Consider the following 20,749-nt stretch of genomic DNA (forward strand, 5'->3'; position numbering starts at 1 on the left):
TCGCCCGATAGCCTTCGGCCATGACCACGATGCAATCCCGTGTGCGACGCCGCCGCGCCGTCGCCGCCGCCGGCGCCGTCTCCGCCGGACTGCTCGCGCTGACCGCCTGTGAGAAGCCGACGCCGATGGCGACGATCACGGTCGGCACGAACTCCATCAGCTCCGAGGCGTCCTGCTACAACGACGGCAAGACGCTGAACACCGAGGAACTGACGGCGTGCCTGCGGGACACGGACATCAAGACGATCTCCGTGGACCCCGACGAGACCGTGCGCTTCGGCGTCGACCCGGACATCGCGGAGAAGGGCTGGACGATCCTCATGAACGGCCAGCCGCTCACCGACTCCTCCACCAAGACGTACCGCACCATCCCGGGCAGCGTCTTCTTCAACGCCCAGTACGGGGCCAGCGGCAACACCACCACGGTGTCCATCCAGGAGGGCGAGACCCAGCCCCTCGGGCTGTGGTCCTTCAAGCTGGAGAAGGACGCCTGACCACGCCCCCGGCACCGGTCCCGGCCCCACCGCCGCCCGTGCGCGTACTCGTCGCCACCGCCGTCCCCGCCGAACGGGACGCGGTGGCACGGGCGTTCCCGCCCGCTCCCGTGCCGGTCCCCCTCCCGGGCACCGCCACCCTCCTGCGCATCCCCGCCGGTCCCGATCTCCTCGCCGCCGGGGTCGGACCCGCCCTCGCCGCCGCGACCACGGCCACCGCGCTGACCGCTGCCGCACTCGCCGGGCGGCCGTACGATCTCGTCGTCAGCGCCGGTATCGCGGGCGGCTTCGCCCCCCACGCGCCGGTCGGCGCACTGGTCGTCGCGGACGCGATCACCGCGGCCGATCTGGGCGCCGAGACACCCGAGGGGTTCCTCCCGGTCACCGACCTGGGCTTCGGGACCGTCACCCACCGCCCGCCCCCGGCCCTGGTCGCCGCCGTGGCCACCACCACCGGCGCGCTCCCGGGCACCGTCCTGACCGTCTCCACCGTCACCGGTACGGCAGCCCGCGCAGCCGCCCTGCGCACCGCGCACCCGGACGCGCTGGCCGAGGCGATGGAGGGCTTCGGGGTCGCCGAGGCCGCCGCCGCGCACGGGGTGCCGGTGCTGGAACTGCGGGCCGTGTCCAACGCCGTCGGCCCGCGCGACCGGTCCGCCTGGCGCATTCCCGACGCCCTCGCGGCCCTGTCCGCCGGTTTCGGGAAGCTCGCACCCGCCCTGGAGAGTTGGAAACCGTATGAGCGACACGACCGGTGAGCCTCCGACCGCTGACCACCTGCCCTCCGACCAGCCGCCCGCCGACCACCCGACCGGCGATCAGCTGAGGATCGCGTACTCCCCCTGCCCGAACGACACCTTCGTCTTCGACGCCCTCGCCCACGGCCGCGTCCCGGGCGCCCCCGCGCTGGACGTGACCTTCGCGGACATCGACATCACCAACGGCATGGCCGAGCGCGGCGAGTCCGATGTGCTGAAGGTGTCGTACGCCGTGCTGCCGTACGTCCTCGACGAGTACGCCCTGCTGCCGTGCGGCGGGGCGCTGGGCCGGGGCTGCGGGCCGCTGGTGCTGGCCCGGGAGGCCGGCATCGACCTGGCCGGGCGGACCGTGGCCGTGCCGAGCGAGCGGTCGACGGCCTATCTGCTGTTCCGGCTGTGGGCGGCGGACACCGTGCCGGGCGGGGTCGGGAACATCGTGGTGATGCCGTTCCACGAGATCATGCCGGCCGTGCGGGACGGGAAGGTCGACGCGGGCCTCGTCATCCACGAGGCGCGCTTCACGTACCAGAACTACGGGCTGCGCAAGCTCGCCGACCTGGGCGAGCACTGGGAGCACACCACCGGCCTGCCGATCCCGCTGGGCGCGATCATCGCCAAGCGGACGCTGGGCACGGCGGCGCTGGAGCGGCTGGCCGACGCGATCCGGTCATCCGTACGGGCCGCCTGGGACGACCCCGAGGCATCCCGGCCCTATGTGCGCGAACACGCCCAGGAAATGGACCCGGCGGTCGCGGACCAGCACATCGGGTTGTATGTCAACGAATTCACCGCCGACCTCGGTACGGACGGCTATGCGGCGGTACGCGGGCTGCTCACCCGCGCGGCGGCCGAGGGACTGCTTCCGCCCCTCGGCCCGAACGCGCTGAAGTTCCCTTGAGCCCTACGCCTCTTTGCGTCTTTGTACGTCTTTATACGTCGAGCTGGTCGGCGACCGCGCGCAGCAGTCCGGCGACCTTCTTGCCCGCGACCTTGTCGGGGTAGCGGCCCCGCTCCAGGGTCTGTGTGACGTTCTCCAGCAGCGTCGTCAGGTCCTGGACGATCGAGGCCAGATCGTCGGGCTTCTTGCGCTGGGCCGCGGCGACGGACGGGGTCGGGTCCAGGAGTGTCACCGAAAGGGCCTGGTCGCCGCGTTGCCCCGCGACGACTCCGAACTCCACCTTTTGGCCCGGCTTGAGTGTCTCGACTCCGGCGGGGAGAACCGAGGAATGGACGAAGACGTCACCGCCGTCGTCGCGGGAGAGAAAGCCGAAGCCCTTCTCGCTGTTGAACCACTTGACCTTGCCGGTAGGCACGTCTGTCCTCGTCCTCGTACTCGTCGGAAAACTGCTTCGGAAACGGCTCTTGACAGCACGGGGGCGGGTCGACCGTGACCCGCCGCTACCAAGTACCACCAAGAGCTACCAAGGCTAATGGTCTTGAGGCGGGAGACAAGACGTCGCCCGGTTGTTCCTTTGCGCTGGGAACTACCCTGGTCCGGTGCGTGACAAAACCCAAACGAATTCCGCCGCGCCCGGCGACCGGCTGATCCGCGCCGGTGCCGTGGTGTTCCTCATCGGTACGGTCGCCACGGTCGTCACCGTGGCCCCGCTGTTCCTCGGCTCGACCCCTTTTCCGACGTACATGTTCCTGCTGAGCATGCTGATGGGCGTCGGATTCCTGATCGCCGGGGTGGGGGTGTACCAGGGGGCGGCGGCCGGCCGCCGTCAGGCCCGGGCGGTGTCGTCGTCCACGTCCGGCACGGCCGCGAGGTAGTCCGAAAGCCATCCGGGGAACGCGCCGAGACCGTCGAGTACGACATCGGCGCCCGCCTCGCGCAGCTCGCGCGCGTCACACGGCCCGGTCGGCACGGTGACCGACAGCGCGCGGGCGGCCCGGGCCCCGCGTACGTCGCCCACGTGGTCGCCGACGTAGACGGTGGCCCCGTGTTCGCGCAGCGCCGCCGCCTTGGCCTCGGCCCACAGGTCGCCGACGACCGCGTCGGGCTCGATGCCGAGATGCGCCAGATGCAGTTTCGCGTTGGGCTCGTACTTGGCGGTGACGACGATCGCCCGCCCGCCGGCCGCCCGTACCGCCGCCACGGCGTCGTGCGCGCCGGGCATCGCCGGGGTCGCGTTGATCGCGATGCCCGGGTACATCTCCCGGTACAGATCCGCCATCGCGGGCACCCGCTCCGCCGGGAACCAGTTCACCAGTTCCTCCGCCAGCGGCGGCCCCAGCCGGGTGATCGCCAGATCGGCATCGATGAACACGCCGGTCCGCTCGGCCAGCGCCCGGTAACAGGCGTGGATCCCGGGCCGGGAGTCAATGAGCGTCATATCGAGATCGAACCCGACGGTGGGCGCGGGGGGACGGCTAGCGGCGGGGGCGGCAGTCATGGGGTCCATTGTGCCGAGGGGGGTGGGAGGGGGGCTGGTGTGGGGTGGGCTGGGGTGTTCGGCGAGGGTGTTCGGCGGGGGTGCGGGCTGTCCGGCGCGGGCGCCGGGGGGCGAGCTGTCCGGCACAGGGGACGAAGCTGTTGGGCACAGGCGCCGGGGGCTGGGCTGCCAGGCACAGGCACAGGCAGAGGCGGAGGGCGCGACCGTGCGGGCCGGTGGCGGGCGGCCGATGGCGGGCGGCGGGTGGCGGGTGGCGGGTGGCGGGTGGCGGGTGGCGGGACATGCTGGCCGGCGGCAGGTGACGAGGCACGCGGGCAGCGGCAGGCGGCGGGATGTGTCAGCCACCGGCGAGACGCCCAGGTCCAGGGTGTTGCAGAGGTGTCGTCGTCCAACCGGCGGGCGGCGGCCCGACGGGTTCCGGTGCGTGCTCTCGGCGTGGCCGGGGCCCTCGTACGGGATGAGGTCGGGCCCTCGCCCAGTGCGCGGGGCACCCGGCCCACGCCTCACGACCGTGGGTGCGCCTGCCGGGCGTCACCAGGCCGGTGGCGAGACACGCGGGCGAAGGTGAGATGCCCAGGGCCCAGCGGCTAGCGCTGGCGCTGGCGTTGGGAGCGCCAGATCAGGAACGCCGCCGATGTCACCGCTGCCGCTCTGAGGACCCAGGGCCAGGTCTCGTCCAGGGCGGCTCTCATCTGGCCGTCGGCGATGGGGTCGCCCCAGCGGCCCTCGGTGCGGCCCCAGAGCCAGACCAGCCCGGCGGTCACGGTCAGGGCGGGCAGGACCATGACCGCCGTCTTCATCTCCGCGCGGGTCAGCCGGCGCGAGGCCCAGGCGATGAGCCAGCCGACGGCGAGGGCGAGCAGATTGCCCAGGACCGCCCCGGCGATCAGCAGGGCCGCCGCGATCAGCAGGAGCGGGTTGTGCCATTCGCGGGAACGGGAGGCGGGCAGACGGAGAAAGCGGCGGGATTTCCCGGGCGCCGGGTCCCCCGCCTCAGCGGACTCCTCCCACTCCTCCGGCCCCGCTCCCGGCTCTTCCTCTTCGGGCTCTTCGTCGTCCTCCGGTGCCGGATCTCCCCTCTTCCCTCTGGCCGGTGGGGGCTTGAGGAGTTCCGGGATCTCCACGCCTCCTATGAATCCGGGGACCTCGTCACCGGGACCGAACGGGGTGCTGTCGGTGCGCCACCAGTCGGGCTGGGTGCTGGGGTCGCCCAGTTCATGGGCGGGGGCGATATGCGGGGAGGACGGGCCCGCCGTCGGGGCGAAGGTCCCGGGGCCGGCGGCGCGGGGCTTGGGGATGCCCCGGCGCAGCCGACGGGTGCGGGCCGGGGGCTCGCCGTCCTCGCGCTGGAGGGGGACGGCCGCGCTCGGGGTGTCGGGCGCGGCCGGGGTGCCGCCCGCCCTGGCCACGACCTCGTCGGGCGTGCCGATACGGGTCAGGATGCGGTGGACGGCGGCGGGACTGTCCACCGCGACCTTGGCCCGCCGCCGGTCGATCTCGTCGCGCAGCTGGGAGACCAGCCGCATCCGGGCCGACGACGGCAGTTGCTGCCGGTGCGCCACATCGCCGACGCGGCTCAGATACTCGTAGACGACCTGGTCGCTCTCGATCCCCACACAAGTCCCCTTGAGGGTGCCCCACTGCCCGTTTCGGCCCGCGATGGCCCGTGGCACGACGGTAGCGCAGGCGGGTCCGGTCATATCGGGCTGCACTCGCCGGGGTTCTGCGTTTCGGGCGAGTCCGGGCGGGGCGGCGCATTCCCGCGCGGTCGGCGCACTCCTCCTCCCCTGGTGGCCGTACCCCCGCGCGCCCGCCTGGCCCTGCGCGATGCCCAAGGGCGGCGCCCCGGCACACCGACCCGCTACCGTTGACCGGATGAGCGACGTGAAGCCGGCCGCCCCGCGCTCCCTCGCGGAAGCGCTCCGCGCCAGGGACGACGCCTCCCTGGCCGCGCTGCTGCGCAGTCGCCCGGATCTCGTCACGCCGGTCCCGACCGATCTGACCCAGCTGGCCACCCGCGCGGGCACCCGTGCCTCGGTGCTACGGGCGCTGGAGCGGCTGGACCGTTTCGCCCAGCAGACCGCGCAGGCGCTGGCCGTCGCCCCGGATCCGGCGACGTACGGCGAACTGCTCGCCCTGCTGGCGGGCGACGAGGGCGATCCGGCGGTGACGGACGCGCTGCCGGGGGCGGTGGCGACACTGCGCGGACAGGCGCTGGTGTGGGGCGGCGACGACCGGCTGCGGCTGGTGCGCACGGCCCAGGAACTGCTGGCGCCCTCGCCGCAGCATCCGTCCCCGACCGGCCTCGGCCCGACCGTGCGGGACGCGACGGCGGGGATGTCGCCGGGGCGGATCCAGGAGATCGTGGCGGCGGCCGGGCTGCCCGCCACGCACGACGCGGTGTCGGCGGCGGCGGCGCTGACCGCCCTGTTCGGCGACCGCGGGCGGCTGGCCGCGCTGCTCGCGAAGGCCCCGGCGGAGTCCCTCGACGTCCTGACCCGGCTGGTGTGGGGGCCGCCGTACGGGCAGGTCACGGCGGATCCGGCGCCCCGGCTGCGGTGGCTGCTCGACCGGGGGCTGCTGCTGCCGACGGCGCCCGGCACGGTCGTACTCCCCCGGGAAGTGGCCCTGCATCTGCGGGGCGGCCGGGCGCACCGGACGCCGGAACCACTGCCTCCGGCGGTGCCCGCGGCCTCCGTCCACCGGGCCCGGGTGGTCGACTCGACGGCGGCCGGACAGGCGTACACCGCGCTGGCCACGATCGATGAGCTGCTGAAGGACTGGGACGAGGGCGGGCCGGCCGTGCTGCGGGCGGGCGGTCTGAGCGTGCGCGATCTGAAACGTACGGCGGTCGCCCTCGATGTCTCCGAGCCGGTCGCCGCGTTCTGGGTGGAGCTGGCCTACGCGGCCGGTCTGATCGCCTCCGACGGGGAGACGGACGAGCGGTTCGCGGCGACACCGCTGTACGACGAGTGGCGCGACCGGCCCCCGGCCGAGCGCTGGGCACAGCTGGCGCAGACCTGGCTGACGGCGACGCGTACGCCGGGGCTGGTCGGCGGGCGGGACGGCAAGGACCGCACCCTGGCGGCGCTGGGCCCCGGCCTCGACCGCTCGGCCGCGCCGGAGGTACGGCACCGGGTGCTGGCCCTCCTCGCGGACCTGCCGCCGGGCGGGGCCCCGGCCCCCGGGTCGGTCCTGGACCGGCTGCGCTGGGAACGCCCCCCGCGCCGCGAGGACGACCTCCGCTCCCGGCTCGCCCACTGGACGCTGACCGAGGCGGAGTTGCTGGGGATCACGGGGCGGGGGGCCTTGGCGGGGCACGGCCGGGTGCTGATGGGACTGGCGGACGCGGACCTGGCATCCGCGGCCGACGACGCCTCTCCGCACACCGCCGACAAGCCTCCCCACCCCGGCGACACCCCTCCCCACCCCGCCGACGATGCCTCCGACGACGCCTCCGACGCCGGAGCCAAGCTCCCCGTCCACCACCGCTCCCGCCCCCACCCCCTACCGGAGCCGCTCTCCGCCGCCGAGCAGGCCGTGGCGTCCGCGGCGGCGGCCCGCGCACTGGCCCCGCACCTGCCCGAGCCGCTCGATCACGTCCTGCTCCAGGCGGACCTCACGGCCGTGGCCCCCGGCCCGCTCCAGCGCCCGCTCGCGGAGGTGCTGGGGGTGTTCGCGGACGTGGAGTCCAAGGGCGGGGCGACGGTGTACCGCTTCACGCCGGGTTCGGTACGGCGGGGGCTTGACGCCGGTCAGACGGCCTCCGACCTGCACGCCTTCCTCGCGACGCATTCACGGACGCCGGTGCCGCAGCCGTTGGCGTATCTGATCGACGACGTCGCGCGACGGCACGGCCATCTGCGGATCGGCGCGGCGTCGGCGTACGTGCGCTGCGACGACGACGCCGTGCTCGGCGAGATCCTCGCCGACAAGCGGTCCGCCGGGCTGCGGCTGCGGCGGCTCGCGCCGACCGTGCTGGCCGCGCAGACCGACCCGGGCTCGCTGCTGGAGGGGCTGCGGGCGATGGGCTTCGCACCGGCCGCCGAGTCGGCGGAGGGGGACGTCCTGATCACCCGCGCGCTGGCCCACCGCACACCGCCGCGCGCCGCGCCCGAGCCGGTCCCGGACGGGCCGCCGCCGCCCGGCGCGACGCTGCTGACGGCGGCGATCCGGGCGATCCGCGCGGGCGACCTGGCCGCCACGACCCCGCGCAAGGACACCCCGGCGACGACCGGCGGCGACCTGCCCCGCACCGGCCCCGCCGAGACCCTCGCCACCATGCAGGCCGCCGTACTGACCGGCCAGACCCTGTGGATCGGTTACGTCAACGCCGAGGGCGCCGCCAGTCAGCGCGTGATCGCCCCGGTGCGGGTCGAGGGCGGTTACGTCACGGCGTACGACCACACGGCGGACGAGGTCCGCACGTATCCGCTGCACCGGATCACGGGGGTGGCGGAACTGGCGGAGGGGGCGGAGCGGGCGGGGGCGGGGGCTGAGGGGGAGACGGGCTCGGGCTGAGGCCCCCGGGGTCCCCCACCCCCGCTACCCCCTCCCCCCGGTCACTCCCCCGGGTGTACCCCCCGATTCATGCACGCCACGCCGAGGGCTTCGCCCCCATGAGGGACGTTGACCGGCGTGCCGCATCCCGGTGGGGAGGGGCGGGCAGCCACCGGGTGTTCTGATCGAACTCGTGCGCCCGGGGGCGCGGGTGTGTCCCGGACCCGGGCGGGTCGGGCGGGTTCCGTCGAAGTCCAAGCCGAAGCCGAAACCGAAGGGGAACTCCATGCGCCACGCCCGTAGAGCCGCCGCCGCACCGACCACGACCGGGGGAACGGCGGAGGGCCGGGCACGGTCCCCCGGTCCGGCCGGCCCCCGGTTCTCCCCTCACGCTCCGCTGATGAAAGGCTCCGACGCTCCCATGCGTGCCAAGCGCCCCGTCTCCCCCCGTACCGCCACCGTCGCCGTCACGCTCGCCGCGCTGGTCTCCACGGCCGCGCTGATCGGCGCCCTCGCCCCCGGGGCGGACGCCGCCCCGGGAGTCGTCGCGGCGCCGCTCAACGCGGCCTCGCCCCTTCCGCTGCCCGCCGTCATCGGTCCGGGGTCGCTGATCTCCGAGACGCTGAACGTGGAGGGCCCGCTGATCAACAACATCGTGGTGCCGGGACTCACGGCCTAGCGGTGAGCCAGCGGGTGCGGTAGCTGTCGCCGTCGAGGCGGACGATCTCGGCGTGGTGGGCGAGCCGGTCGGCCATGGCCGCCGCGGCCGGGCCGCTGAAGACCTCGTCCCAGCGGCCGGGCGGCCGGTCGCCGGTGACGATGACCGAGCCGCGCTGGTAGCGGTGGGCGACGAGCTGGAAGAAGAGGCGGGTGGTGTCCGGGTCGAAGGGGACGTACCCGACCTCGTCGACGATCAGCAGGCCGTAGCCGTCCAGCTCCGCGAGTTCGGCGTCCAGCCGCCCGGCCGCCTGCGCGGTCGCCAGCCGTACGGCCCACTCCGCGGCGGTCGCGAACCGCACCCGGTGCCCCGCCTCGCAGGCCCGTACGCCCAGCCCCACGGCCAGATGGGTCTTGCCGGTGCCGGGCGGGCCGGTGAAGACGACGTTGTGCCCGGCGGTGAGGAAGTCCAGCTTGCCGAGCCGGGCGACGGTCTCGCGGTCGAAGAGGCGGGGGTGCTCGGCGTCGAAGTGCTCCAGCAGGGTGCGGGAGGGGAACCCGGCCTCGCCGATCCGCGACTCCGCCCCCGTCTCACCCGCGCGCGGCGCGGGGATCGGCAGCGCGGGTCCCGGCGCCGGTGCGGGCTCCTGGACGGGCGCCGTACTGTCCGGGCCGTCGGGGCCGTCGGGGCCGTCCGGGTGGGGGCGGGTGGCCTCCCGGTGCTGCAACTGGATCTCGCTGTGGATCTGATCGGCCCGCGCGGCCATCGGCCCCGACATGTACGCCAGGATCGCGGCCGACACGATGAACGCCATGTGGATCACCGTGCCCCACAGCAGCGAGTGCTTGGAGGTGCGGTGCACGTCGACGAACATCTGGAGCAGATGCACCGAGGAGATCCCGACGATCGCCGTGGCCAGCTTGACCTTGAGGACGTTCGGGTTGACGTGCGAGAGCCACTCCGGCTGATCGCGGTGGCCCTGGAGGCCGATCCGGGAGACGAAGGTCTCGTAACCGCCGACGATCACCATGATCAGCAGATTGGCGATCATCACGACATCTACTAATTTCAGGACGGCGAGCATGACGTAGGTCTCGGTCGCCCGTCCGCCCACGCAGGTGACGATGAGTTTCCACAGTTCGTAGAAGAACTTGTAGACGTAGACCCCCTGCACGGCCACCAGGCCGAAATACAGCGGTGCCTGGAGCCAGCGGGTCGCGAACAGCGCGAGCCCGAGCGTGCGCGGGGGCGGCGTGGGCGCGAAGGGGCCGGAGGTGAGGGATGTGGAGGTCAGGGAGGTGGAGGTCTGGGATGGGGGAGTCAGAGATGTGGGGGTCGAGTGCTGCACACTCCCGCATTCTCCGGACCACCCCACCCGCCGGATCAACCTGAGCCACCCCCAGGGCTGAATAGACATCCCGTACGACGGGTGGCAACGGGCCGGAAAGTCGACACGGCCGGTGGCCGGACCGCCGGCGGCTTCCGGGCCGGCGACGGGCGCTGGCCGCCGTCGCCCCGGGCACGATCAGGCACACTGGACGTTTGGCCGAACCGTCCGGCCGCACGAAAGGTGCCGCGCGTGAATGGTCCGTTGATCGTCCAGTCCGACAAGACCCTGCTTCTGGAAGTGGATCACGAGCAGGCCGACGACTGCCGTCGGGTCATCGCCCCGTTCGCCGAGCTGGAGCGGGCGCCGGAGCACATCCACACCTATCGGGTGACGCCGCTCGGGCTGTGGAACGCGCGGGCGGCCGGGCATGACGCCGAGCAGGTCGTGGACGCGCTGGTGGAGTACAGCCGCTACCCGGTGCCGCACGCGCTGCTGGTCGACATCGCCGAGACGATGGACCGCTACGGGCGGCTGACGCTGAGCAAGCACCCGGCGCACGGGCTGGTGCTCACCAGCACCGACCGTCCGGTGCTGGAAGAGGTGCTGCGCTCCAAGCGGATCGCCCCGCTGGTGGGGAACCGCATCGACCCGGACACCGTCGCCGTGCACCCCTCCGAGCGCGGGCAGATCAAGCAGACGCTGCTGCGGCTGGGCTGGCCCGCGGAGGATCTCGCCGGGTACGTCGACGGCGAGGCGCACGCCATCGCGCTGCACGAGGAGGGCTGGGCGCTGCGGCCGTACCAGAAGCAGGCCGTGGAGAACTTCTGGCACGGTGGCAGCGGGGTGGTGGTGCTGCCCTGCGGCGCGGGAAAGACGCTGGTCGGGGCGGGCGCGATGGCGCAGGCGCAGTCCACGACGCTGATCCTGGTCACCAACACCGTCTCGGCCCGGCAGTGGAAGCACGAGCTGGTGAAGCGGACCTCGCTGACCGAGGACGAGATCGGTGAGTACAGCGGTACGCGCAAGGAGATCCGGCCGGTCACCATCGCCACGTACCAGGTGCTCACCACCCGGCGGAAGGGTGTCTACCCGCACCTCGAACTCTTCGACTCTCGGGACTGGGGCCTGATCCTCTACGACGAGGTGCATCTGCTCCCCGCGCCGGTCTTCAAGTTCACCGCGGATCTCCAGGCGCGGCGGCGGCTCGGACTGACGGCGACCCTGGTCCGCGAGGACGGCCGGGAGTCGGATGTCTTCTCCCTGATCGGCCCGAAGCGGTTCGACGCGCCCTGGAAGGAGATCGAGGCACAGGGCTATATCGCGCCCGCGGACTGTGTGGAGGTGCGGGTCAATCTGACCGACGCCGAGCGGCTCGCGTACGCCACGGCGGAGACGGAGGAGAAGTACCGCTTCTGCGCGACGACCGAGACCAAGCGCAAGGTGACCGAGGCGATCGTGCGGCGCTTCGCGGGGCAGCAGATCCTGGTCATCGGCCAGTACATCGACCAGCTGGACGAGCTGGGCGAGCATCTGGACGCGCCCGTGATCAAGGGCGAGACGTCCAACGCCCAGCGCGAGAAGCTGTTCGGCGCCTTCCGTGAGGGCGAGATCAGTGTGCTGGTCGTGTCCAAGGTCGCCAACTTCTCCATCGACCTGCCGGAGGCGACGGTCGCCGTGCAGGTGTCGGGCACGTTCGGCTCCCGCCAGGAGGAGGCGCAGCGCCTCGGCCGGGTGCTCCGCCCGAAGGCCGACGGGCACAAGGCCCACTTCTACTCGGTGGTCGCGCGCGACACCATCGACCAGGACTTCGCGGCCCACCGTCAGCGTTTCCTCGCCGAGCAGGGCTACGCGTACCGGATCGTGGACGCGGACGAACTCCTCGCGGAGAGCTGAGCCGCAGCGCCGAGCAGCAGCACCAGCGCCAGCAGGGCGTAGGGCGACGCCAGCGGCTGCTGCCACCAGGGCAGTCGCAGGTCCAGCGCGCCCTGGTGCGGGACCAGCCACATCGTGCGGGCCGTGCAGAGCAGCGCGGTGACGGCGGCCAGGGTCAGGCGCCCCCGGGCGAGAAGCAGGGCGAGCAGCGGAACACACCAGACCCAGTGATGGCTCCAGCTGATCGGGCAGACCAGCAGGGCGGTACCGGCCGCGAGGAGTACGGCGGTGGGCTCGTCCGGGGCACGCCGGACCAGCCACAGTCCGGCGACGGCGACGACCGCCGCCGGGAGCGCCCAGGCGAGGCCCGGGTGCGGGTCGCCCAGGGCGCGGGCGATGAGCCCCTGCAAGGACTGGTTGTCGACGATCCATGCCTTTCCTACGCGGTCGGTGTCGTGGAGGTGGCGGGTCCAGAAGTCGAGGCTGGCGCGGGGCAGTACGAGCGCGCCGAGGGCGACGGTCCCCGTGAACGCGGCCACCGCTGTGGCGGCCTCGCGGTACCTGCCTCGTAGCAGGAGGTAGGCGATGAAGACGGCGGGGGTCAGCTTGACCCCGGCCGCGACGCCGATGGCCACGCCCGTGCCCCGGGCGCCGGGTGCCCGGGTGAGATCCCAGAGGACCAGACAGGCCAGGGCGAGATTGATCTGGCCGAAGAGGAGCGTCTGGAAGACGGGCTCCAGCCAGAGGGCGAGGGCGGTGGCTGTGCAGAGGGTGAGGGTCTGGTTGACGTCCGGGCGGGGGGTCGGATGACCGGCCTGACGGGGCGTCGGGTGACCGGCGAGCCGGGTGGACAGGTGGATGAGGATGGCGAGGAGGGCCAGGTTGCCGACGAGGAACGCGCCCTTGAGCAGTGACAGCGGCAGCCAGGCCAGGGGGGTGAACAGCAGCGCCGCGAAGGGCGGGTAGGTGGCGGGGAGTTGCCACTCGGTGACGGTGAAGCCGTACAGATCACGACCACCGGCGACGGCCGCGCCCTCGGCCCGGTACACGAGCACGTCGGCCATGGGGAGGCCGTGCACCGAGCAGAGGGTGAGGAAGGCGGCGAGGGAGGCTACGCAGACGGCTAGGGCGACACGGGGGGTTACGTTTGATGAGCGGTGGGTCACCTGGTGACCCTAGGCATCGCTTGGGGTGGGCGCGGGTTTCCTCGCCGTGCTGGTCGTACTCGCCGTACTCGCTGGGATGACGACGCGGGCTGGAACACGCCGTCCGGCGGGGAAGGCCGGGGGCTGGTGGTGGGGAACTACGTGGGCTTCCCCAAGGAACGAGTGATCACCCTTTCGCTGCGATCGAGAGCGGCCGAGAGGTCGCTCGCGAGTTCCTCCGGGAGCACTCCGGTTCCCAGGCCACAGGACCGGACCAGATCACGGCACGCCTGAGCACCGCTTTCCGTGGCGAGGGCGGTGAACAGCCCGTGCGACAAGACGTCGCGGGCCGCGTATCCGTTCAGCGATTCGGTGATCCGCCGGTTCAGCTCTTCGACGATTCGGCCTGCCCCCGGGTGGTGCGGTCCCACAGCGTCCAGGACCGTGATGCCGAGCCGGGCGTCGAAGATGGTCAGCCCGGGTTCGGCGTCTCGTCCGAGGTAGGTGTTCACCAGTTCGGCCGCGTAGCCGTCAAGGCGTTGACCTGCGTCGCGGCGACAAAGCACGGTCAGGCACGCGGTGACGGCCCGCTCCCATGGCTCACCAGGAGTTCGGCGAGCAACGCCGCCGCGCGCCGGCTGTCACCCGAGGTCAGGGCTGCTACGACAGCGACTTGCCGTCCGTCGAGCATCCGTGTGCCCACGCCTCGATGTCGCTCGATGTGCGCCAAGGCTTCAGGCCAACGGCCCGTGCTGGTGAGCGTTCGGGTGCCGTCGGCGAGCACCACGCGCCACAGCCACGCGTGAACCTCCCTCCGGGCCTCGGCCGTCGCGGTCAGTGCGGCCGGCACGGCAATGCTCTCGAAGACCGCGGAGCTGCTGGCCCCGACGGCCTCGTACAGGTCCAGCAGCCGCTGGCGCCCGCCGGGCGGGCAGCGGCAGACAGGCGGGCCGGAAGCGGGCAACGAGTGGGAATCGCCTTGCTATCGGTCCCTACGGGTCCATACGTTCCCCCGAGGAGGCGAGTACAGGTCGAACGAGGAGGGATGGCCGGTGCCCACCGGCCCGCGTCGGGCACCGGCCGTCTCACGTCCCGACTGACATCACCGCCAGCCGACGCTGATGAGGTTCAGTGGGGTTTCGAGAACGAAGAGACCGGGGGTCTGCTCGATTGCTGGGGCGTCGAGATGCCGGATCTCGAAGCTGGCCTCCCGATCGCGGTATTCGCGGTCCCAGGTGCGGATCGTGTCGGCCACCTTCGCGGCCAGTTCGTCACTGCCGGGACCATGGCCGATCACGCCGAACTCCCAGAGCTTGCCGCCCTCGGGGGTCTTCTGGTCCGACAGTCGGCGGGCGAGATACGTGAGGGCGCCTTTCTCCACGGCCACGCTGGACGACGGGTAAGGGTCATCGGTGAGGACGGTGCCCTTGGCCTCCTTCGGGAACAGCATCCGGATCAGGCCGCTGGACAGGGAGCAGGAGACGAACAGCTCCATCCACTCCGGCGATTCCATGGCGCGGACCATCATGCCGGTCCACTCCTCGCAGCGCGGCTGCTCCAGTACACCGGCCAGGGCCTCGGCGTCGATCGGCTGCCGCGCAGGAGCCTGGAGCCGTACGGAGCCGTCGGCGCTGAGCGGGATGACACGGCGATCGTCGTCGGCGATGCCACGCCGTAGCGGCATGAAGGTGTTCATCTTGCTGCTGACGCTGGTCCAGCGGCCATCGCGCTGTTCATACGCGATGGAGCGGGAGACGCTGCCCTTGAGCCGCTGGGGAACCACGAGCCGTCCGCCTGGGGCGAGCTGCTCCATCCAGGCGTGCGGAACCCCGTGCGCGCCGACCGTGGCGATGATTCGGTCGTACGGTGCGCCCTCGGCGTGGCCGACGGCGCCGTCGCGGGTCAGTACCTCCACCTTCGTGAACCCGGCCGCGGCCAAGTGGGCGCGAGCGCCCTCCACGAGATCGTCATCGACGTCGATGGTCGTGACATGGCCGGTCTCGCCGACAAGGTGCGCGAGCAGAGCGGCGTTGTAGCCGCTGCCCGCACCGAGTTCGAGGATGCGTTCGCCCGGCTGGGCGTCAAGCTGGTCGAGCATCAGGGCGACGACCACGGGCTGCGAGGCACAGGAGATCGACGTGCCATCGGTGTCGTACTTGATGTTCACCGGCACGTTGGCGTAGGCGTCTTCGAGCGTGACATCGGGCACGAAGAGGTGGCGCGGCACGGTACGCAGAGCGGTCTCGACCGAGGGCGTGCGGGCATCCCCGGATTCGCGGATCTTTTCGGCGAGAGCGTTGCGGAGCCGTACGGCGTCGGCCTCGGAGGTGGCGATGGTGTCGGAATTCACCGCACTGACGCTAGAGGGCGCTCTGGTCGTCCCAGGGAAGACCTGCGCGGTTGGCGTGGAAGTGAGGGCCCAGCTCGGTCCGGCGGGTGAGTCCAGCCACACTCGCTGTTCGGTGTCGGTGACGGTGATGCCGTACCGGTCCGGGCCCGGCTCGTTGTTGTCGCGGTGGATGCGGTGGGCTTCTTCGAGGTTGGCCCACAGGGGGCGGGGGCCCGTCTCGGTGACCTTGCCGTCGGGGAGCAGGCAGGCCAGGGATCCGTCGGGGGCCCATACGCGGGCAGCAATGGGTTTGCCGTTGTCATCCGTGTCGTACTGCCAGGTCAGGGCCGGTTCGACCATGCTCGTCAGGAACCGGAAGGCGTTGTTCACGATGGCGTCGACGGGGAGGGCGGACGGGCGTCCTGCGCCGGTCGGCAGTGTGGGGCGTCGGGGCGGGATTCCGTCGGCGGCGGTGTGGCGGAGCGGCATGAAGAACGCTCCACCGGGCAGGAAACGGCCCTCGGCGGTGCGGGGCCCGGTGCGGTGGACACGGGCGAGGGCGTTGCCGACGGGGGCGAGGATGAACCCGCCGTCGGTGAGCTGCCGGACCAGTGCGGGCGGGATGGCGTCGAGGCGGCAGGTGGCCATGATCCGGTCGTAGGGGGCACGGTCCGGCCAGCCGAACGAGCCGTCGCCGGTCACGACGAGCGGCCGGTGCCCGGCGGCGGCGAGACGTCCCCGGGCGGCCGCGGTGATGTCCGGGGCGATGTCGACCGTCACCACGTGATCGTCGCCGAGGCGGTGCCCGAGCAATGCGGCGTTGTAGCCGGTCCCCGCGCCGATCTCCAGCACCTTGTGCCCGTCGGTGAGGTCCAGGGCCTGGAGCATGGCGGCCATGAGGGACGGCTGAGAACTGGACGACGTCGCCGTGCCGTTCGTGCGGTGGGTGACCAGTGAGCGATCTTCGTGCACGGCGGTGAACCACCGCTCCCGGGTCTCCGGGTCGTCACCGGCGATCCGGTTACCGGCGTGGTCGTAGAAGAACGGCACGAACAGGTGCCGGGGAACCGTCTCGAACGCGGCCCGCCATGCCGGGTCGCTCAGGTCGCCGCCGTCGACGAGGGCGGCGACGAGTTCCGCCCTCGCGGCGGCGGCATCGTCGCTGATGTCAGTGGTCATGCGGGGCCCTTCTCCAGCAGATCGGCGATGGCTTGGGTGATGGGCTCGCGGGTGGGCTCGATCCATGCCCACTGGCCCCCGGGGTTGACGTCCACCAGATGGTGCGCGCCCTTGAAGTCAACGATGAAATCGAGCGCGGCATAGACGAGTCCGAGGCGGCACATCAGCTCGGGAATGCCGTCAGAGATGTAGCCGGGCAGTGTGGTGGGGGTGTGGGTGAACGTACGGGAGTCGGGGCGCCAGTCCACGGGGGCGCCTTCGGCCGGCGGATGGATCGCGACCGGGAAGAGGTGACGGTCGACCACCGTCACACGGATCTCGTGTGTCTTGTCGGTGATCTCCCGCTGAAACAGGTGCGCGGTCAGCGCGATACGGGGATCGTCCCACTGCGCTTCGGGAACGCGGCGGGTGTAGAGCTGGCCACGCTTGCCGTCCTCGGTATGGACGATGCCGCCGAGAACCTTGGTGACGATCCTGCCGCCGCACCGCTCGGCGAACGGGCGGACAGCCGCCGGGTCGTTCGTGATCAGTGTCTCCGGCACATACAGGCCGGATTCGACGGCGGCGGCAAGCTGCACGGCCTTGGTGCAGTCCGCGTTCGACTGTGGCCGATTCACCCAGAGCACCCCCGGCAGCGACCCCAGGACGGTCATCGCCTGTTTGGCCTGGGTCGTCGCGAACGCCCGCTCGGGGCCGGACATCGTGTCCGCGAACGCGAAGCCGGTGGGCTTGCGCCACCACACCGTCCGCAGCTCGGACAGGTCGATCCCCCGCAGCTCACCATGCCAGGCCCCGGCCCACTGGCCGTCGGGCCGCAGTTCGGCGCGCAGGGTCGTACGGGTGGGGAACTCGGCAAGGTCGGTGCGCCAGAACGGCACCCCGCGCGCATTCAGCTCCCGAAGCACCGTAATCCGCGGTGGGATCCAGTGCGTACGTCACGACGAGCACGCGCGGCGAAACCTCGCCGCGCATGCCCTGACCAGTGGAGACGGTCATCAGTCGTCGTTCGTGTCCGTGTCGATGGCGATGGCGTCCCTGCCGTCCGACTCGGTGTTGCAGGCAGTGCCCTCGTCCTCGCTCGGGTCCTCGGTGCACATCTGTCCGTCGATGGCGGACAGTTGGGTACCGGGGTCGACCGTGACGATCGGGCGGCGGCCGTCGACCCTGACCGGGGTGGTCAGCGCGTCGAGACCGAACGGCCGCGTCCCGGCCGGTCCGGCGCCCTCGGTACGGACCTCGTGGGACAGGGTCGGGATGCGTTCCAGTAATGCGGACATGTGCTGTTCCCTTCGTTGTCGGTGATGCGGTGTGCCCTGCCTGGGCTCCGCACGTCGTGAACGAGCCCAGCCCTGGCAGGGGGCGGGCGAGACGCCGCCCGGTCGGTCTTGCCTTGAACGGGTGCCGGGCGGGCGATGACTCGGGGGGGGGCGACGCAGGGCGTCCACCTGGGCCGTCCCGCCCCGGCGGATGGGGCCCACTCAGCGGGAAGGGGCGGCTACCAGACGCTGGGTGGTCGGTCGCCAGTGCGGCAGCGGGGGCAGCGGCAGGGGGGCCAGCGGAGGGAGTCGGCGAGGGTGAGGGGGCCGGGTCCGGGCCGGTAGACGCGTGTGCGGGTACGGTCCACGCGCTCGCCGTCGGGCCGGATGCGGTAGGTCTCGATGGTCATGCGGGAGGCGCCCGGGGCGGGTGGGGTACCGGCGTTCATCGGGCGACCTGCCCTTCCGGCTGGCGGCAGGGGCGGCGTTCTGCCGACAGCCGCCCCTGTCGCCGCTCAGCCATCGCCGTCCCGGGAGGGTTCCGGGGCCCGCCTGACAATGGCATCGAGGACGGTGGTGAGCGCCCGCTGGAATTCCGGGCTGTTTTCGATGGCTTCGTGTTCGGGGTCGGTGTACTGCCAGGTGTGACACCCCGGATGACCGGCGTACAGGATGCACGCCTCGTCCTTGGGGGTCGGACCGGACAGGGTGTTGCAGTCGGGGACGACCTGGAACGTGTCGGGGCGCCGGCCGTCCGCCCACTGGGCCCACACCTCGCCCTCGCTCGCGTCGTCCAGCTCCCACGCCAGGTCGTGGTGACGGCCCCCGGAATGCTCCTGGAGCAGGCAGCGCAACACCGGCCGTACGTTGCCCGGGGTGCTGGAGTCGTGGACCGACGCGAACATCTCCGCGATCAGGCCGACCGGCATCAGCGCGGTGGCACCACACACCCGGGGCCGGGGCCGGGGCGGCCAGGGCTGTTTGATCAGCGAGACCACACCGCACCCCCCGGCATCGCCTGCGGCACGGACACGTCCACGGCCACGGGGCCGACCGCAGCGTCAGCCGCACGCCACTTGTGCGGCAGGCGGGCGCTACGACGTCCGGACGACGGCGGTAACAGCCGCGACAGCCAACCGAAGAACAGCTTCACACGCTTCATCGCGTCCCCAAACTCCCATCCACTGGTTGCCACTTGCCCACGCCCTCACTCCGGCCGTGTCGCCCTCTTCGCTCTAGGCAACTGCGTGGTGACGCAGAGCGGTACCGTTGAACCAGCAAAAGGACCTAAGAACTTAAGATCCGCACCGACGCCAGGGGGTGAGAGCTAATTGAAAACTCCGAATCTGTGTTTAGAGAGACTGCATCGGGAGGCGGGGTGGACGCAGCGCCAGTTCACACAGTCGGTGAATCGCATCGGTGCCGAACGGGGCATGCGCCTCAAGTACAAGGAACCATCCGTCAACCAGTGGCTCAAGGGGCATATGCCCCGTGAAGCAGTTCGCCCCATCATCCTGGAGGCGCTAGCCCGTAGGCTCCATCGACCGGTTTCACCCATCGAATCCGGATTCCCTGCACCCGCCACGCCCGCAACCTCTGAAATGGGAATAGTTCACGAGCTTATCGAGCTTGGGAGGCTTGATATGGACCCGGCTCGACGCAGCGTGCTCAGTACCGGTCTGTTCTCGGCCGCCTTGATGATCCCCGGCTGGCGCGACGCAGCAGAAAGGATCACGCTGGTAAAGTCCGGCAGAGCGCGCCGAATCGGCGAGGGAGAGATCGCGATGGTCGTCGCCGCGACGCAGCACTTCTCCGATCTCGACTACCAATTCGGCGGACGAGACACCCGGCCCGTGGCAGCCGCCTTCCTCGTGAATACGGTCGCGCCCTGTCTGACGGCGGCAGGATCTGACTCCGTGCGCAACAGGATGTTGTCCGCCGCGTCCGACCTCTGCTACCTGACGGGCTATATGGCGGTCGATGAGGGACATCAAGGGCTCGGGCAGCAGTACTACCTGAAGGCCATGGAGTTGGCGAGGTCCGGGAACGACAGGAACGCCTACTCCCTTGCGTTGCACGGCATGAGTTCTCAGGCGCTCCAACTGGGACACAGCCGAGCAGCACTCAGATTGACGTCGGCGGCGATGGAGGGAGGGAAGTCGATTGAGTCCAACATGCGAGCTTTTCTTGCCGGACAGCGCGCATATGCTAGCGCCTTGACAGAGGATCAAAGGTCGGCGCAAGCTTTCCTCAGAGAAGCCGAAATAGAGATCGGGAAAACGGACTCCTCCAGCAGGGTGGTAATGGGGCACTACCGGGAAGCCGTCCTGGAATACGATGTCGCCCAGGTGAAGTACGGGCTAGGAGATACCGCAGGTTCCGTGGAATCCCTCAAGCGGTACACCCTCTTGCAAAATCGAAAGCATGGCCGCCGTGCGGTCCTCGATGGTGCGACGCTCGCAGAGCGGCAGTTGGAGATTGGGCATCTGGAAGCCGCCTGCACTACCTGGGGCCAAGTAGTGAGCGACTATCCGTTCGTGCAATCCGGACGCGCCGACCAGAGGATCATTTCTATGGCAAAGTCTCTGAAGCCGTTTCTCAAGAATCCCGCCGCCCAGGAGCTTTATGAGCGAGCGCGCGAGACGCTCCAACACCGTCTCACGGCTGGAAGCAGGTAGGCCACCCCGCCGTGGAGCGGGCATCCGGTAGCGCGTCCGACGGTCCGGGTACGCGAGCGGGCCCGCGCACTGTGTGTTTCGTGCCCCGCATGCCCCGCGTGCCCCGCATGCGCTTCCCCCGCACGCGGGGCACGCCAAGAGGAACGGGTCGCGA

Annotated in this window: 17 protein-coding genes and 2 pseudogenes; 8 read left to right on the forward strand and 11 right to left on the reverse strand. The window is 71.4% G+C overall.

All coding sequences use genetic code 11. The features are described from left to right. Positions 1–20: 20 nt before the first annotated feature. The 3 genes from ACFRFC_RS10060 to ACFRFC_RS10070 are packed head-to-tail and all read left to right on the forward strand — an operon-like array spanning position 21 to position 2,150. Positions 21–494: a DUF2771 domain-containing protein gene (locus ACFRFC_RS10060; protein WP_382684147.1), complete on the forward strand. Its 474-nt coding sequence runs from the start codon at positions 21–23 to the stop codon at positions 492–494. A 38-nt stretch (positions 495–532) separates the two neighbouring features. Further along, complete coding sequence (locus ACFRFC_RS10065) at positions 533–1,252, forward strand: futalosine hydrolase (protein ID WP_382684144.1); 720 nt, start codon at positions 533–535, stop codon at positions 1,250–1,252. After that, positions 1,233–2,150 (forward strand): 1,4-dihydroxy-6-naphthoate synthase, encoded by a 918-nt coding sequence (locus ACFRFC_RS10070; protein ID WP_382684141.1) that lies wholly within the window; start codon positions 1,233–1,235, stop codon positions 2,148–2,150. The genes ACFRFC_RS10065 and ACFRFC_RS10070 overlap by 20 nt, the downstream gene beginning before the upstream one ends. Positions 2,151–2,181: 31 nt before the next feature. On the opposite strand, the gene ACFRFC_RS10075 is transcribed toward ACFRFC_RS10070, so the two are convergent. Then, positions 2,182–2,565, reverse strand: coding sequence for a cold-shock protein (locus ACFRFC_RS10075; protein ID WP_382684139.1), 384 nt, complete (start codon positions 2,563–2,565; stop codon positions 2,182–2,184). Between the two features lie 184 nt (positions 2,566–2,749). Between ACFRFC_RS10075 and ACFRFC_RS10080 the strand changes: the two genes are divergently transcribed. Then, positions 2,750–3,025, forward strand: a complete 276-nt coding sequence (locus ACFRFC_RS10080) for a hypothetical protein (RefSeq protein ID WP_382684137.1) — start codon at positions 2,750–2,752, stop codon at positions 3,023–3,025. On the opposite strand, the gene ACFRFC_RS10085 is transcribed toward ACFRFC_RS10080, so the two are convergent. Continuing rightward, entirely contained in the window at positions 2,977–3,657 is a 681-nt protein-coding gene (locus ACFRFC_RS10085) for an HAD family hydrolase (protein WP_382684135.1), read from the reverse strand. The genes ACFRFC_RS10080 and ACFRFC_RS10085 overlap by 49 nt on opposite strands. 578 nt (positions 3,658–4,235) lie before the next feature. Beyond that, the gene (locus ACFRFC_RS10090; RefSeq protein ID WP_382684132.1) at positions 4,236–5,264 is read right to left on the reverse strand and encodes a hypothetical protein; all 1,029 of its coding nucleotides are present in this window, start codon (positions 5,262–5,264) and stop codon (positions 4,236–4,238) included. 259 nt (positions 5,265–5,523) lie between these two features. Here ACFRFC_RS10090 and ACFRFC_RS10095 point away from each other — a divergent pair, with 259 nt between their 5' ends. Together ACFRFC_RS10095 and ACFRFC_RS10100 are read left to right on the forward strand one after the other, a co-directional pair. Next, a complete protein-coding gene (locus tag ACFRFC_RS10095; protein ID WP_382684129.1) occupies positions 5,524–8,169 on the forward strand; it encodes a helicase-associated domain-containing protein in 2,646 nt (881 codons plus the stop codon). A gap of 379 nt (positions 8,170–8,548) precedes the next feature. After that, positions 8,549–8,827 (forward strand): hypothetical protein, encoded by a 279-nt coding sequence (locus ACFRFC_RS10100; RefSeq protein ID WP_382684126.1) that lies wholly within the window; start codon positions 8,549–8,551, stop codon positions 8,825–8,827. On the opposite strand, the gene istB is transcribed toward ACFRFC_RS10100, so the two are convergent. After that, complete coding sequence (istB, locus tag ACFRFC_RS10105; RefSeq protein WP_382684489.1) at positions 8,817–10,100, reverse strand: IS21-like element helper ATPase IstB; 1,284 nt, start codon at positions 10,098–10,100, stop codon at positions 8,817–8,819. The genes ACFRFC_RS10100 and istB overlap by 11 nt on opposite strands. A 285-nt stretch (positions 10,101–10,385) precedes the next feature. Here istB and ACFRFC_RS10110 point away from each other — a divergent pair, with 285 nt between their 5' ends. Then, complete coding sequence (locus ACFRFC_RS10110) at positions 10,386–12,029, forward strand: DNA repair helicase XPB (RefSeq protein ID WP_382684124.1); 1,644 nt, start codon at positions 10,386–10,388, stop codon at positions 12,027–12,029. Here ACFRFC_RS10110 and ACFRFC_RS10115 read toward each other — a convergent pair. The 7 genes and pseudogenes from ACFRFC_RS10115 to ACFRFC_RS10145 form a co-directional block, all read right to left on the reverse strand. Beyond that, positions 11,981–13,072, reverse strand: a complete 1,092-nt coding sequence (locus ACFRFC_RS10115; RefSeq protein ID WP_382684122.1) for a glycosyltransferase 87 family protein — start codon at positions 13,070–13,072, stop codon at positions 11,981–11,983. The two genes, ACFRFC_RS10110 and ACFRFC_RS10115, sit on opposite strands and share 49 nt — an antisense overlap. Positions 13,073–13,311: 239 nt before the next feature. Continuing rightward, the gene (locus ACFRFC_RS10120) at positions 13,312–13,665 is read right to left on the reverse strand and encodes a hypothetical protein (RefSeq protein WP_382684119.1); all 354 of its coding nucleotides are present in this window, start codon (positions 13,663–13,665) and stop codon (positions 13,312–13,314) included. A gap of 590 nt (positions 13,666–14,255) precedes the next feature. Beyond that, positions 14,256–15,609: pseudogene (gene fxlM, locus ACFRFC_RS10125) on the reverse strand (methyltransferase, FxLD system); the annotation flags it as partial. 446 nt (positions 15,610–16,055) lie between these two features. Next, positions 16,056–16,727 (reverse strand): annotated as a pseudogene (locus tag ACFRFC_RS10130) (methyltransferase domain-containing protein); the annotation flags it as partial. Further along, complete coding sequence (locus tag ACFRFC_RS10135; RefSeq protein ID WP_382684117.1) at positions 16,658–17,566, reverse strand: RimK domain-containing protein; 909 nt, start codon at positions 17,564–17,566, stop codon at positions 16,658–16,660. The gene ACFRFC_RS10135 and the pseudogene ACFRFC_RS10130, both read right to left, overlap by 70 nt. Before the next feature lie 90 nt (positions 17,567–17,656). Next, entirely contained in the window at positions 17,657–17,938 is a 282-nt protein-coding gene (locus ACFRFC_RS10140) for a hypothetical protein (protein WP_382684114.1), read from the reverse strand. Between the two features lie 494 nt (positions 17,939–18,432). Continuing rightward, positions 18,433–18,915 carry a hypothetical protein gene (locus ACFRFC_RS10145; protein ID WP_382684112.1) on the reverse strand — a complete coding sequence of 161 codons (483 nt, stop codon included), beginning with the start codon at positions 18,913–18,915 and terminating at the stop codon, positions 18,433–18,435. 408 nt (positions 18,916–19,323) lie between these two features. Between ACFRFC_RS10145 and ACFRFC_RS10150 the strand changes: the two genes are divergently transcribed. Further along, the gene (locus ACFRFC_RS10150) at positions 19,324–20,595 is read left to right on the forward strand and encodes a tetratricopeptide repeat protein (RefSeq protein WP_382684109.1); all 1,272 of its coding nucleotides are present in this window, start codon (positions 19,324–19,326) and stop codon (positions 20,593–20,595) included. Positions 20,596–20,749: the final 154 nt, after the last annotated feature.

It is taken from the genome of Streptomyces sp. NPDC056734, from assembly GCF_042790455.1.
GTDB lineage: Bacteria > Actinomycetota > Actinomycetes > Streptomycetales > Streptomycetaceae > Streptomyces.

Excerpts from the sequence above, each read along its gene's own strand:
- ACFRFC_RS10085 (WP_382684135.1), bottom strand. The coding sequence starts at position 3,657 with ATGGACCCCATGACTGCCGCCCCCGCCGCTAGCCGTCCCCCCGCGCCC.
- ACFRFC_RS10095 (WP_382684129.1), top strand. The coding sequence starts at position 5,524 with ATGAGCGACGTGAAGCCGGCCGCCCCGCGCTCCCTCGCGGAAGCGCTC.
- ACFRFC_RS10140 (WP_382684114.1), bottom strand. The coding sequence starts at position 17,938 with ATGTCCGCATTACTGGAACGCATCCCGACCCTGTCCCACGAGGTCCGT.
- ACFRFC_RS10060 (WP_382684147.1), top strand. The coding sequence starts at position 21 with ATGACCACGATGCAATCCCGTGTGCGACGCCGCCGCGCCGTCGCCGCC.
- ACFRFC_RS10100 (WP_382684126.1), top strand. The coding sequence starts at position 8,549 with ATGAAAGGCTCCGACGCTCCCATGCGTGCCAAGCGCCCCGTCTCCCCC.
- ACFRFC_RS10115 (WP_382684122.1), bottom strand. The coding sequence starts at position 13,072 with ATGGCCGACGTGCTCGTGTACCGGGCCGAGGGCGCGGCCGTCGCCGGT.
- ACFRFC_RS10070 (WP_382684141.1), top strand. The coding sequence starts at position 1,233 with ATGAGCGACACGACCGGTGAGCCTCCGACCGCTGACCACCTGCCCTCC.